We start from the raw sequence: 14,947 nt of genomic DNA, 5'->3' as shown, positions 1-14,947 counted from the left end.
CACAATAAACTGCATGCCGCGATGGGGCCGGAAGAAAAGAGCTGTGTTAAGCCTGTCGTGGCCTGAACGGTCATAAACGTTGTGATTGCTGTCTGGCTGTTGACTTTCACGACAACGGAAAGCCATCGGGCCTGCGTGAGATGGGGACATATTTATTCAACTCCTTGTTCTGGCTCATCATCCGTGGGCACTATTTCTTGCTGGCTGAAAATGGTTTCAGGCAGCGTAAATCCTTGCAGCTTCAGTAACGCAAGCGGGCCGTCGCTAAGCTCAGTACGCATAATAAATTTAAGCGGGCTGCCGTCTGGCGCGACCCACACGAGCTGTATCCGGCTGCTGTCGACTGGCGTTATTTGCGCTTTGCCTAACAGACGAATGAACCCCCATTTACCGGTGTTATTACTGTAAAGCTGCATACCGCTGCTGACGGTACGCCAGCTGAGATCGACGCCCGGATACCATGTCTCTCCAGGCCAGCTAAAGCTTCGCCAGCTTTCCATTTGGTTGAAGTAATCGAGCTTTTGCCCATCCAGAGTCAACAGCATTCGGGCAACATCGCGAGACGGACGGGCCATCAGCTCAAAGCGTACCCCGGCATCACCCTGCGCGAAGACCGTATCTGCGATAGTCGCCAGTTGATTAATCGCCGCAAGAAACGCCGGATTCACCGTCATTCCCTGGCTGGCTGAAGGGTCAACTACCCAGCGGTTGCCTTCCTGATGCAAAATTCCGCCGAGATTATTTTTCAGAAACGTGGAGATACGCCCGGAGTCAGCGCGTAAAAACTGCGCCAGTATGGGCAGTGAGGCATCGCTGCCGGTGGCTTTAAAGGGATAACGTCCAGCAAATGCGGTGTTCCATTGTTCAACAATGGTGGTCTTCCAGCGCTCGTTCAGCCCACTGGCCGCCGGGGCAAGAACCTGCCGCCAGGCCAGATCCAGCGGCTGAACAAACAATGCCTGGCCGAAACCGCTCCACTCCTGCCCGAGGCTCGCTGCCACCAGGCTGCCGTAATCTCGGGTATCCGTCAGATCGATGGCCTTACCTTCGAAAACCGTCTGCGCCAGCATTTGCGCCATCGCCTGCGGGTCCGGAGCGCTCGTTATCTGCTGAAGCTTAAGGCGCACCTGCGTCACGCGCGAAAGCCAGGACTGGAAGCTGAGATTACCGCTCGCGCCTGCCCCATCCTTACCTTCCATCAGCCCGGTTAACGGGCCGAAGACGTTATCCAGCGGTCCTTCCGGCCCCTGCGCCTGTTTAAGAATGGCTTTGGTGTTTTTCTTTTTACCTATCAGATTTTTTGCGGATTCCACCAGAGAATCCGCCAGCGCCTCACGCTGCTGACCGGTTTTTCCCTGATAGTTTAAGGTGTTCATTAGCGCTACCAGCGGAGACTGGCGCACATCGGCCAGCAGGTTCAGCTGGGCAATTGAATCTGATAGTGAGTCAGCTTCAATCCACTGGATGCTGTTGACCATATTGAGCCAGGCATTACCGAAATCAGTGAAGTAACGCGCGGTCAACCGGGCTTTCAGGGCTTCAGGAGAAAGGTCAGCGTCCGGCTGATGATGTTTATCCGCCAACACCCAGTCAATGGCGTCGTTACGGGATTTCACCACTTCATCAATTGCGCCCTGAACCTGTTCTTCCCAGGCCTGGCGAGTAAACATACCTGGCACCACTTCGTCTGTGGTAAAAAGTGTGGAGGCATCGGTGTCACCCGTCATATCCGCAAGCTGTAGATCCGGCCAGTTACTGGCGACGCGTTTCAGCATTTCCTGATATAAACCCGTTTCGGCGTTACGCTGGCCAATTTGTTTCAGCAGGATTTGGCGAACGGTGTTGATGAGCTCAGCGTCAGGTTTGACTTTCCATTCCGGGTGGGTCGGAAGGTTTTGTGCATAGAATGCCAGTAACTTCGGCGAGAGATCCTGCCAGAGGCCATCTGGCACGCCCTGACGCGTCGGCCAGAGGCTCGACAGCGTTCTGGAAAGCCATACCGCCTCCGCTTTCTCCGGTTGGGCGAGCATCAGATACGCTTTTAGCAAATCATATGCCCTCTGCGTTCCTTCAACCCTTGCCTTGCTGAGCGGCGGCAGACGAATGAACGCATCAAGCTGCTGGTGGAATTGCGCGGCCGCGGCATCACGCATCAGGAAGGTATTATTCTGAGCATAGCGGGGCCACAGCGACGATAACATGTCACGGTCCTGATTCAGCCCAAAACGAGTATACCAGGGCGCACCGGTAGCCTCGCGGTGCTGCAGGCGCGCCATTGTCTGCTGCAGAGCGAGCTGATTTTTCAGGCGGTCTGCCAACGGCAGTTTGCCGTTAGCCGCCTGGCGAGCCGTCTCTTGCGCCAGATAAATATCAGTACGGTTGACCCCGAGCGAAAGCAGCGTGCCGGTGCTCCAGAACACGGCGAAAACTAACAGAAACCGTTGTAGTATCTTGATCCCATCAAAGCCGATTTTTTTTGCGCGTATTTCAGTGCAATCGTCAACGACAGCCTGCCAGGTTGAGGTATCCAGCCGTGAGTGAGGAATCAGGGCGTAGCCTGCACCTGTCAGTGCAGGGCTGAACATTACGCCACGTAACCGGTACGCCGAAGGCCCTTTCATTAAGCCCTGAAGCAACGCGTGGATCTGCGATTTCAGCTCGCCCTGTAACCGGGACGCCAGATACAAGAGACCATCATGGCGCGGGTTTTTGAGCATTTGCGCGATACCTGCCCGACGCAGACGGGGCGTCAGCGCATTCAGTGTTTTCATCGCGTCTTCTGGCGCAGCATCCGGGCCAAACAGGATCCCCGAGGCGAGCTCCTCAGGTGTTTCCTGTAACCAGCGCGCGTCATCCGTTAACCATAACCAGACTGGTACCTGCCAGCCCAGCATCTGTGCCGCCTTTTGACGACAGCGGGCAAACGCATCACATTCGATGTCGGTCGGAAGTTTTTGGCTGTTCAGCACCTGAACGATGCCATCCAGCGGGCAACGTGGGCGCAGACGTTTCAGTGCGTTCAAAAATGCTTCATCCTGCGGCGACTGCCCGTCGCCACCATAGATAAGCACATTGCCATCGCCCTCTTGCCACAGTTCACGGCAAAGGCCCGGTGCCGCCTTTTCCACTTCATTTTCCTCGCCAATAACGAGCAAGAGGCGAACCTTACGCAGCCAGAACCGGCCATAGCGCAGCCGAAGATGTTCTGTAACAGGCGTTTCGCTGAATACGGCCTGTGTGTTGTCATCAGGGCCGGGTAAAATTTCCGGCTCGTGCTGTGCTTTCAGCGCCTTATTTTTGCCCCACTCGAAATAGAGGCCCGATTTACCGGAATAATCAAAGGCCTTATCAATAAGCCAGCCGATAAGAAGTAACGTGGCGGCGAGCATTGAACAAACGGTGAGGATCCGCGGTCCATCAAAAGGGCCAATTCCCATATTCGTTGCCACCCATTGCGGGCAGGCATACAGCAAAAATACGACTATCGCTTCAAGACAAAGCAACGCTGCCACCGTCGATCCAATCAGCGATCTCTTCTTTACCTTAAACATTCCCTGGCGTTTCCTTTAATCCATGTTGACGGGAAAGAACCACAACCCAAATTTCATCTTTATTGGCCACAGGCTGCGCCGCGATAACCTGATCGCCACGCACATCAAACGCTGCTTGCGCGATCGTAATCGCAAGCCAAACGGACGCTATACCGGCGTAACCCAGCACCGGATCCAGACTCTGATTATCGACAGTCAGGCTGAACGTAACGCCATTCTGCTCACAGGCTGTGTTCCATTCAGAGCCTGACACTAATGAAGGCCCGGTAACCCAGGCGGCGCGGAGTTGTTGCGCAGAAAGCTGTGACCATTGCAACGCTCTGGCGAGCGTTGCGCTAAGCGCTGCGGCGTGGCCCTTTTCGGGGCGATGAAGCCTGATGGCATTCGGGAATTCGGCGGCCTGGCGATTACAGAGAACCACGGCAGTAAGTGCGTCTGCCCCTCCTTCCTGAGGCACAGACGGCAACGACAGCGTAACGGCAACCAGTAACGAAGGCGTATCCCAGTGCCTGTCGAGCCAGCTATCGAACGCCGCCATACCAGAACCCGACAGCATGCGAAAACTCAGGCCCGTTATCGCACTAAGGCTTTGTTTTATAGTTTCTGTGACCTGTAAAGCCTTTCCGGCATCACACTCAATCGATAACCAGCAAGGGATCCCTCGTGGTAATTTCTCTGCGACACGGGTGATGCAGTCTGAGATTCTGGCACTGGCGCTATCCAGCGCCCCGGCAATGTTCTCCTCAAAACCGGAAAGCTCAGCGTAACGAATCATTCCGCCACCGCCACGTACCGTTTTCAGCTCTGGAACGGGTGTGGCATGATCTATGACATCAAGCAACCGAGAGGCTTGCCTTCCCGCCGGGGTTTGTATCGTACTTCCCAGAATCCAGGCACACCGCTGTCCACGACGTATTTCGTTAGCCAGCAGAATGTCACGCTCGGCGTTTCTGGACTCCGTTGCCCGCTGTTCAGCTTTATAACCGATTCGACGCAGGCTAAAGATAAACCCCCAGATACAGAAAGGCAGGCCTAACGCAGTAAACCAGAATACAAAACCGCTGCGCGATGTCGGCCAGTTCCAGAACGTCATCCCCGCGCACGTCATAATAAAAAGGACCAGCACCAGTAACCATCGCCTCACTCGCGGACGTTTCACTGCAGGCGCTTTCTCAGGTACAGCATCCAGCCAGACGGGCATAATCAGGCAACCTTCGCAGGAACAAATGAGCTAATCAGACTGCATCCGCAGGCACATTTATGGCCGTGAAAAGCAACCGGAATACCGTTATCCAGATAATCAGGATTGCCTTCAATAATTATGGTTACTCCGTGACCAGGAATTGGGCAGGAGACTTTATCGCCTTTTCTGGCAACGCCAATTCCTCCGAATATCATGGTTGAAGAACACGTCATAACCGATCCACCGTGGGTGGTTTTATCACCTTTACGAATGATGGGTAGCATTGCGTTAATGACCTCAGTTGGAGTACACGAGTTTTGCGAGTGAGAAAATTTATGATGTTGGTTTGTTTTTTGATTCCTGTCAGAGGTAAGCACTTTTAATTCGAAAATTATTTACAAAAAGTACTGCGGTAAATATAGATAATTGCAAACCTATTTTTATTAATAATTAAATGGAGCGAGCACATCTTTTAAATAATGAAAATGAAACTGCTGATCGATAACTCTTTATGCTTAAGATTTCTCATTCACTATATGCCCCCCAGGCGTAATTTATGGCGAGCTTGATGTGCTCCTGCCGCCGCTGGTCTTCCATCCGTAATTTGTTGTTCGCGGGCGTGCGCAGCACGCTGCGGGTGTGGTTGTCGCGCGTCACGTGGTCCGGGTGTGCCGAGTCATGCCGCGCGTGGGCGATGTACGGACGGTCCGGGTCGCCACTGTCGAACGCCACCGACACTTCCGTGCCGTCCAGCAGCGGCGGGCGAAAATAGACCGTTTCGCTGTAGGGAATGCCGTCCAACGCCAGCAATCATCACCTCAGATACATTAATACCGAGCCGTATTGAATGGTTTGATCACCGTTATGGATTACATAGAATGTATGTCTTACACCTTAAGATAATAGAGATAAAAATCTACAAAAGCCTCTCATCCAACACTATCTTTTTTACTATATTTTCTTCTAACAAAAAATCTAAGGAATTGTTGTTAAAACTATAACTTATTAATGATTTACTTATCCTTGAAGATTTGCCGTAAGCCTTTATAACTTCATCATTTGACATTCCTATATATATTCCTCTACTGGTTATATATTTGTTATTTGTGACCGTAATAGAAGTAATTCGGTACGTATCGAAATCGTTACCTAATTGTTCATAGTTTATATTCGAAGATCGAACCGAGAAACCTTTCCAGTAATAATCGAAATATTTATAATTTTTATCCCCTTTAGATATAAAACCACTCCACAGATATAAAACCACTCCACACACCAGTTTCAAGTTGTTCGTTTTTCCCGCATCTGCCCCAAGATTTATAAAAAACTTCGGATGGTGTACTTAAATCAATGCTACCATTAGGTGAGTAAATGCTAAAATCACCACCATTAATTTCCGTGCTAATATTTCCTGTAGTTTCTGCAAGGTCATCCTTTTTAAGCCATCCTATCACCTTTCTGCCATCTTTCTTAATAAATTGACCAAATTCAAACCTTCCAGAACTTAGAAACCCTGAAAAATTATCGTTTCTAATTAAAAAAACATTACTATTTTTGGCATCATCATTTGGCGTCGAATAGAAAAATATTTTGGCAACCACTTTAAAAACATTTAAATTTTGTTTATAGTTTGCCATTTTCCATGATTCATCACAATTAGCTTGAACCTGAAACACAAATAATGAGATTATCGCAGTAATTATTTTCTTCATTGTTAATCCTTCGCATATACTGGAATTTCAACTCGTAAATTGGCCTCGGGGAATTGATCAAAGATTTTTTTCATATTATTTTTTTGTATTAAAGCCCAATTGATTGCTGTTGCATATTGCTTAGTGCCAGGATTGGAGGGGTTCCACTTCATTTTATAAAAAGTGTTCTGCTGATTCTTTTGATTATTTACAAATGATTCTGAGATCCACTTCGCGCCCCCATCAATAGCTTCATCAACAGAAAATCAGCCATTTCTATACGCAACGGTTATACCATTTTTTGTATTATTTGGAAATACACCTATACCATACATATTATAAATAGGCCTTCCATTATAAGATTTTATTCCATTAGCAAAACCGTGCATCCCATTATCTGTTCCTAATAATGCATGTGAAACCAGATAAACCTCGTTTAATGAATATTTATAGGCGGCATTTATGAAAATATCTTTTTTACCTGATAAGGAACCTTTTCCTGCTAATAATTTTGCCAACTCATTTCGTGACACACCCGAAGGTGCTGATATATCTAAATATTGATATAACTCACTATTTTCCTGGTGCGTTTCGGGATCCATGTATTCACGCACCTGCTGACGTGTGACCGCACCATAATTCCCATAAGTCGGAACATTCATACCCTTTGTCCGGCTTTCAGCTTTCAGCTTTCCGCTGTCAGCATTCAGAGTTGCCAGCCCGTAAGTGCGCCCCCCGTGGGTGGAAGCCAGTGACTGATCGGAGGGATCCCAGGTCACAGGGATCCCCTTTTTGACCGTACCTGCATTCGCGGGTTTCTGGTCACTACGGCTCAGGTCCATGATTAACCAGTCAGCTTCAGAATAACCGGAGAGTGTGTCCCGGGTGATCCAGTGGACATTTTTAGCGCTTTCATAGGCCGAGTACGGCGCCAGATGCATATACAGGGTATAGAAATGCAACCCGCTTGTTTCTTTCTCACCCGGCTGGATATAGTGTTTTACCAGTACAAATGAACCCGAAAAATACAGCGAACCGGCTGCTCACCTTTATAAGCGACCGGGAAATCAATGCGTTCTGATGCCGCTTTGCCACTCAGTGCGCACCAGGGCGTGGTGACGTGAGTGATATGAATCCCGCCATGCCACATCCCGTTGCGGCCAATCGTATACTGGCCGGTTGATTCGCCCGCGAGATGCGAAAGAATATCGTCCAGACTGGCAAATTCATTTCCGCTCTTACCGGAGGGAACAGGCCAGGCAATTTTGGGTAATACAGGCACTATTCAGCCTCCCTCAGTCGTTAAAAGCTTTGCTGCTCATGGTGTTTTCCTGAGTAATATCTTTCATGCTGAATTCAGGCGCTTCATGGGGAAGCATTGCCCCCGTCCCCGTCACCAGATACGCCGCCACCTTCACCAGCATGTCGCCCTGCGAGCCGTGCTCGATGCCGCTTTTGCTCAGCTTCAGGTACGACCCGCCGCCGTTCAGCGTCAGCGTCTCCGGCGTGCTGATAACAATCTCATCCTCATTACTCGTGATGGTGAAACGGTCACGCGCGAACAGCGACATCGTGTTGTGCTGCGCCTGTATCTCCACCTCACCCTGGTTCGCCACCACCTTCGCGCCCTCTTTGTGAGCAAACAGCCCCAGCGCCTTCTCCACCGTCACCGACAGGTTTTTCATCGCCCCCGCGTCCAGATGCTGACCGGCTTTTATAATCCTGATACAAGTGTCTGTTTGATCCAGGCTATCATGTCTAGAAGATGTTCACTTTATTTCTTCTGTTCCAGAGACTTTTAGTAAATTAAAAAACGTTTTCGACTGGTTTTAACTTTCTTGAAATATAAGTTGTTTATTTTAAAATCATAGCTTTATATCATTTGTAAAGTTTGTCATGGCAAAGCTTTGCAGATGAATTTCTTGGATGTTAATATATCCTTGGCTGTAATTTCGACTTATCTCTAGTCTGCATCGTACTCTTCACCGTTCCAACGTAGTATATACTTAGGTCCGCAAAATATATCTTTCATTCCGTTATGAAAGTGCTTGGTCACCCCTAAAAAAGTACACATATATGTTCCGTCAATAGATTTTCCATCATGCATATTTATATCAAACGTTAAGATTGGCGAGCTATCGAGGCTGGACATACAATCTAATTGCTCACAAGTACCAGGTGGAGTTGCATTTGAAAATATATATTTAATAACATCTTTATATCCATCGCCATTCAGATCAACATTTACCGTTCCCATTTGCCCATCCACAAAACCTGTGTCTTTTAATCTACTGGCATTAACTAATATATCATTTCTATTAATGCAATATGCATTTGTAGATATAACTAACATGCACATTGCTCTTGTAAAATATTTTAATCGTAAGTTCATATCATCCAGCCTCAGGAATGCCTAATCTGTAATTAATTCTGATATTCTCAGCTATTTCATTTTTAGTGATTTTACCGTCACTGTTTCTATCGTGATAAAGGTTTTTGCTATAATAGTCTCCATCACTTCTTTCATAAACAATATCATTTGGTCCAAGCAATATCGTTTTAGGTCTAAAAATAGAGTAATAAACATCTTCAAGAGTCCATTTTTCTGTTGGAACTCCAATGTTATCTGCCTGCATTTTAAAGTATTTCTTAACATATTCCATTTGCTCTACATGGTTCATTAATCTGAGTTTACGGGTTGAAGTCCCAAGATCTTTAGCCGTATCATCCATAAACTGAATTAGACCCGTTGCAGATGAGCCAGGATTCTTGATGTCTGTCCTGAATGTTTTCCCCGTTTCGAGTGCTATACAGGCCATTATGTAATTTGGGTCAATATTTAACTCTCTGGACACCTCTAATAGTTTAGTTCTAAATGCCTCTGCTTTCATTAATCCGAATTTTTCTGTAAATTTTTTCATCCATATAATTTTATCTCTTTTAATTAATGAACCCAAAAACATAATCGGATGCATATGCCACAATACCGGTCCCAGTTTTAATTTCTTCAGTTCCTGCATCCAGCAGAGCCTGTCAGTGAACTGCTTTGTGTACGGCACCCATTCCGGTGCATACTTTTCCAGCGTTTTAATAAAACCTGCCCACATGTCCTCGTCACTTCTGTAATACCAGTCGCTAGGGTGACTGACGATGGTTTTATACAGCGTATCCCGGTAAGACGGATTGTGAACCGCACGCCGGTATTCCTCCGGCGAATATAAGCCGTCACGGTTACTGTCTATTTTATTCAGCAGCCGCCGGTAGTTATGGGGATCCAGTGCATTGCTGACCCGCCGGTCCTTCTGCGACACCTCAAGCAGCTTTTCGTAAAGCTGCCGTACAAGCCCTTTCGGCTGCTTTTTTCCGTCGAGATGGACAAAGCTCTCCGGCATGTCTTTCATTACAGTGAAGCCCAGTTTTACCAGGTCATACTGCGACAGCCGCTCCGGTGATGTCTCGCCTTTAAGCACAAATCCTTCCGGGAAAGGATAGTACTGCTCCGGTTTGTCCTTTGTACCGCCTGTCTCCACCGGCACCTGTGACAGCAACAGGAGGGTGTCTTCTTTTGTGTTGTCGGCGTTTTTTATAAAACCCCTGTTCACGTCCTGCAGATACAGCGCCAGCCCGGGTGTGCATCTGATGTACATCGGGTTATCTCTTCCTGCCGCCTCAGGGTTAGTCAGGAAGTTTTCCAGGTTGTCGTCCGTACTCAGGCATTCGATGTGCACCTGATAACGGGATTCCGTCCCCGCCTCAGTCGGTGCCTGCACAAAACCCATATGCCCGACCGGTGCACCGGCTGCAATGGCAAACGGTTCATTCACACACACCACACTGTCAAACGGCATTTTGTCCTTCGCTGATGCCAGCAGGGGCGCCCACCACGCCGGACGCACCGGTCCGTCATCCTCAGGCACCAGATTTCCCCGGTCGCACAGCACCCATACCCTGTCGCCTGCGCTCAGCGCCGGATTACCCTCCAGCCCGTCAACCAGCGTGACGCGGGCATACTGACGTCCATTTTTTGCCTTTTGTGTGGTCGCCGCATCGGTTGTATCCCATGACACCCGCGTTCCGCCGGGCAGTGAGCGCACGCACCACAACAGCGTGTCATCAATATAGGCATTCAGGTGCTGACCATCCGCCACCTTCATGAGTTTATTGTCCTGCGGGTAGGCGGAATACGGTGCCAGATGCATGTACAGCGTGTAAAAATGCAGGCCACTTTTTTTCGTTTTGCCAGGCTGGATATAGTGGCGGACCAGTACAAAAGAACCCGAAACGCTGAGCGGCCCGGATATCCCGCTGACCGGAATGTAATTCTTACAAAGCCGGTAAGCCACCACCTCACCGTCTGCCATACAGCGTACCGCCTGCTGACCATTATACTGTGCGGCTTCGCCCTCGCCCTTGCCGCTGAGCGCGCACCACGGTGTCGTTGCATCCGTGATGTGAATGCCGCCGTGCCACATCCCGTTACGACCAATCAGAAAGAAACCGGTTGATTCACCCTCCAGATGCGCCAGAATTTCATCGGTATGATTAAATTCCTGTCCGCTTTCCTTACGGATGGGGTAGCAAATATTGTTTGCTGCTTCGCAAGATCCTTTATTACTTTCAAAGCGGTATAACTTAAATGCAGGTTTTAAACTTTCATATGCTCTTCCCGGATAAAAACCTCTGGGTTGTATAAAATCTGATACCCATTTTTGTCCATTGAACATTGCCATGTGACCATATGGATGGTTAGGTATAGGCGCAATAACAACAACATCTCCGGCCTGCTGGCCCGGAATGTTATACACATCAGCAAGCGTTGCCCCATTACCGCTATATTCATAAATGCAATTAAACTGTTCAGTTTCTTCAAGTGAGCTACCATAATCTGCAGCAGCAGGAAATGTTAAGCCAGGACGCACCGGTGGGGGAACTATATTTACTCCGCCCGCTTTAATGGCCAGTCTGACATACTTCGCACATTTACTCTGGCTGGTTGCATTCGCATTTGAATTAAGTGCAGCAATGGCTGACTCTTTGTTCCACATGGTTCCCTCTCAACTTCATTGAAAACGATATGGGGCAGGACTCAGATCAGATACTTTATTAATTTTCCAGCAGCCATCATATTTTTTTAATGCAACCATGATGACATGTTCCTTTTCCCCGACTCCACCTAATGAAACTTTAACAGCTGAATCATTTTTTTAATGGTTATTGATTTAACGTTAATTTCGTGCCAGTCATCATAAACATCCTGTGCTCTTAAAATGTATACATAGCCTAGTTGTGGTTCAACGCCATCAATACTACATACGGGATCACCGCCTTTTTCACAAATTCTCGCCTCCCTTATTTGTTTTATAAAATCAGATGTTAAATATCTCCGAATCAATGTCTTATATTCAACTGAGTCTGGAGGTGTCATTTTGTAAACAAAATCCATATACTTCGTGTAAAAATCCTTTGTTATTTGAACCGGGTTAGACTGACAATCTGCAGCAGTGCAGAATTTATTAATACTGAACAGGGTCAAAAACAGAATTAACATGCATAAATTAACATTGTGTCTTTTAGACCCCTCCAGCTTTATCACTTCCTGGCAAGGGTGTTTAATAATGTTATTCATTTTAATAAATGCTCTTTTAGATGGATGCGAAAGTCTGATTAATGTTCTTTTTTCATGCTAATCATTCCTCGATTTACTTCTGAAGCCATCCTGCACCGAAATATCGCCTTTTTTGAAATTCACCGTTTCATTTGGCATGTCAGCCCCCGTCCCTGTCACCAGATAGGTCACCACCTTCATCAGCATGTCACCCTGCGAGCCGTGCTCAATGCCGCTTTTGCTCAGCTTCAGGTACGACCCGCCGCCGTTCAGCGTCAGCGTCTCCGGCGTGCTGATGACAATCTCATCCTCATTACTTGTGATGGTGAAACGGTCCCGCGCGAACAGTGACATCGTGTTGTGCTGCGCCTGTATCTCCACCTCACCCTGGTTCGCCACCACCTTCGCGCCATCTTTATGAGCAAACAGCCCCAGCGCCTTCTCCACCGTCACCGACAGGTTTTTCATCGCCCCCACGTCCAGATGCTGACCGGCGTTTATCATCGTGTTTTTTGTGCTGGTCAGCTGCAGATGCTCTCCGGAGCTGAGCGCCACGCCCTGTGGCGCGCTCGCCAGTACCACCGCCGAATGCAGCTGCGCCAGCCGGTCCTCCACCAGGTTCAGCTGCGTGCCGATATCGCAGGTCAGCGCCTGTGCCACCTTCGCCGCGTTGTTCAGCGCCTGCATCTCACTGTTCGCCTGATGTATCTGGCCCAGCGTCTCTGTCATCGCCAGCACCGGGCCCTGTGCCTTCAGTTGCTCATGCGCCGACAGGTATATCCCCTTCGCCGCACGCACCGCGCCGTAATCATCCGTTCGCAGCTCAAAACCCGTGCCGCGCACCTGCCGCTGCGCGTCCACCAGATGGCCCAGGTTCAGCTGCGTTTTGCCGTACTCCGTGGCGAGCTTGATGTGCTCCTGTTGCCGCTGGTCTTCCATCCGTAATTTGTTGTTCGCGGGCGTACGCAGCACGTTGCGGGTGTGGTTGGTACGCGTCACGTGGTCCGGGTGTGCCGAGTCATGCTGCGCGTGGGCGATGTACGGACGGTCCGGGTCGCCGCTGTCGAACGCCACCGACACTTCCGTGCCGTCCAGCAGCGGCGCGTGCCAGCCGTAATTATCCCCCGCGTAGGGTTTTGCCAGCCGCAGCCACAGGTACGCGTAGCCCTGCTCGCGCCCGGTACGGTCAACATCCAGCTTCACCCGGTAACGCCCGGTCTCATCCAGCCAGGCGTAGATATCCCCCTTCTGTGTGCTCTCGACACGGGCGGGCAGCGTGCCCGAAATCACCGGCCGCCTGCGCAGCGGCGGGCGAAAACAGACCGTTTCGCTGTAGGGAATGCCCTCAAAATCCAGCTGAAAACTGGCCCGGCGCGAACCGCGGCTGCGGATACGGGTAATGACGATGCCTGCGGTCAGCGTCTGCGACACGCTGCCATCCACCTCCAGCACCTGGCCGGGTAACAGATGCGGGCTGGTGCTGCGCCCGGTCATCAGAGCCTGCTCGTTGAGGAGACGCTCGTGGCGAAGCCTGGCGTAATACGCGCCGGTCTCCGGGCTGTCGGGGTCGCCTTCGGTCAGAAAAGGTTCGGCATAGTGATACACCTCACCCGTGGTGATGCCGTCCGTGCTGCTGACGGACTGCGTGCTGTCCTGTGGCGTCAGCGCCTCGCGGTAGTTATAGTCGCGGGTGGCAACGCTGCCGCTCACCACCTGATACGCGGTCCGTAGATCCCAGACGCTTTCCTGCCCGCTGTCGCTCATGCCTGACGGATGGCGCAGCGGCAGCGTCACGCCAAACTGGTACTGTTCTGGCGAATCCATAAAGATCACGACATCCTGACCCAGACGGCTGTCCATTTCGAAACGCCAGAAAATACCCACTTCTGCCAGCAGGCGCTGAACGAACTCCAGATCGGTTTCTCGCCACTGGGTGATCAGTTCACGCTCAGGGTATTCGCGCGACAGCCGAAATTCGAAATCAGCGCCTTCCAGCTCATGCTCGCGCAGTACGTTTTCCACCACCTCAACCACCGACTGATTAAGGTAGATTTCACTGCGCCGGGTGCGTTGCATAAGGGCGATTCGCGGCACCAGCCGCAGCGTGTAATGCGTTTCGTCTGCTGAAGTCGAAATACGCCGGAACGACTGCACGACACCATAGACATTGCGCACCTCTGTAGCGGGCGCGCCGGTAAAAAGGGGTGTCTGAAAGGTGAATGAACCGGGTTTGAGCAGCAGCGTGTCGCAGGCGATATCCGGGTTTTCACATGTAAGCGCAATGTCGTAGTACCAGGGCTTGCTGAGTGCCTCTTCTGCGCTGAAGTTCAACACATCAAGAAAATCATTACAGCCATGAATATCGACCCGATACCGCGACTGACCCAGAAGCTGCGCCGCCTTTTGGGCGTTTTTTTCCATGATAGCGTCACTCATCATCCCTCTCCTTTATCGTCTCAACAATTCCATGACGGCCTCTTGTCATAAAAGGAGCGGCGGTCGCTGTCGTCGTTGCAGCATGTATCGCTCCCTGACATGCCCTTAAATATGCTACCGCCCGTCGCTGTTACCCGAAGCGCACAGGGGCGGAGTGGTGATATTTTTTGTCTGCAGAACATCCGCACCGGGCGCTCTGCAGACAAAAAAGCAGACGGTCTCCCGTCTGCTGGCAGGGTCAGGCAGTGGTACGTTCGTTCCACGAATCGGAATGGATGATGTTGCCGTCCTTGTAGGTCCAGGTGATTTTTTCGTAGCGCAGCTCGATGCGCTCAAGATGGTTGTGCTTCTCCTTCGAGGGCTCCTTGATGTCGTGCATCAGCGGTGCCACTTTCACCAGCTTCACGTTCTCAAGCTTCGTGTTGAAATACTCCACCTCCTGGCCCGCGTCGTTGATGCGGTACCATTTAAATTCCGCCGA

At 50.1% G+C, this 14,947-nt stretch carries 11 protein-coding genes and 1 pseudogene; all 12 read right to left on the bottom strand.

All coding sequences use genetic code 11. The annotated features are described in order from the left end of the window. Positions 1-152 precede the first annotated feature (152 nt). The gene (locus tag ACUW6V_RS20075; RefSeq protein WP_454038816.1) at positions 153-3,551 is read right to left on the bottom strand and encodes an ImcF-related family protein; all 3,399 of its coding nucleotides are present in this window, start codon (positions 3,549-3,551) and stop codon (positions 153-155) included. After that, a complete protein-coding gene (locus tag ACUW6V_RS20070) occupies positions 3,544-4,752 on the bottom strand; it encodes a hypothetical protein (RefSeq protein ID WP_454038815.1) in 1,209 nt (402 codons plus the stop codon). The genes ACUW6V_RS20075 and ACUW6V_RS20070 overlap by 8 nt, the downstream gene beginning before the upstream one ends. A 2-nt stretch (positions 4,753-4,754) precedes the next feature. Then, complete coding sequence (locus ACUW6V_RS20065) at positions 4,755-5,018, bottom strand: PAAR domain-containing protein (RefSeq protein ID WP_071819701.1); 264 nt, start codon at positions 5,016-5,018, stop codon at positions 4,755-4,757. Between the two features lie 241 nt (positions 5,019-5,259). Further along, positions 5,260-5,544: a hypothetical protein gene (locus ACUW6V_RS20060; protein ID WP_088277893.1), complete on the bottom strand. Its 285-nt coding sequence runs from the start codon at positions 5,542-5,544 to the stop codon at positions 5,260-5,262. A gap of 422 nt (positions 5,545-5,966) precedes the next feature. Next, positions 5,967-6,446: a hypothetical protein gene (locus ACUW6V_RS20055; protein WP_454038814.1), complete on the bottom strand. Its 480-nt coding sequence runs from the start codon at positions 6,444-6,446 to the stop codon at positions 5,967-5,969. Positions 6,447-6,691: 245 nt separating this feature from the next. Then, entirely contained in the window at positions 6,692-7,387 is a 696-nt protein-coding gene (locus ACUW6V_RS20050; protein WP_454038813.1) for a hypothetical protein, read from the bottom strand. Between the two features lie 38 nt (positions 7,388-7,425). Then, positions 7,426-7,707, bottom strand: coding sequence for a hypothetical protein (locus tag ACUW6V_RS20045; RefSeq protein WP_312582848.1), 282 nt, complete (start codon positions 7,705-7,707; stop codon positions 7,426-7,428). A gap of 13 nt (positions 7,708-7,720) precedes the next feature. Continuing rightward, positions 7,721-8,143: pseudogene (locus ACUW6V_RS20040) on the bottom strand (DUF2345 domain-containing protein); the annotation flags it as partial. A 245-nt stretch (positions 8,144-8,388) separates the two neighbouring features. Continuing rightward, a complete protein-coding gene (locus tag ACUW6V_RS20035; protein ID WP_133061392.1) occupies positions 8,389-8,817 on the bottom strand; it encodes a hypothetical protein in 429 nt (142 codons plus the stop codon). A 1-nt stretch (position 8,818) separates the two neighbouring features. After that, on the bottom strand, positions 8,819-11,470 hold the full coding sequence (locus ACUW6V_RS20030) for a hypothetical protein (protein WP_454038812.1): 2,652 nt from the start codon (positions 11,468-11,470) through the stop codon (positions 8,819-8,821). Positions 11,471-12,108: 638 nt separating this feature from the next. Then, the gene (locus ACUW6V_RS20025) at positions 12,109-14,469 is read right to left on the bottom strand and encodes a type VI secretion system Vgr family protein (RefSeq protein WP_454038811.1); all 2,361 of its coding nucleotides are present in this window, start codon (positions 14,467-14,469) and stop codon (positions 12,109-12,111) included. 235 nt (positions 14,470-14,704) lie between these two features. Then, the coding region (gene tssD, locus ACUW6V_RS20020; protein WP_325794034.1) for a type VI secretion system tube protein TssD at positions 14,705-14,947 on the bottom strand (243 nt) is incomplete at its 5' end.

Source organism: Cronobacter sp. 153480017-3, assembly GCF_053627815.1.
Note: the sequence above shows the minus strand (reverse complement) of the source record. Positions and strands in the feature narration are given on the sequence as shown.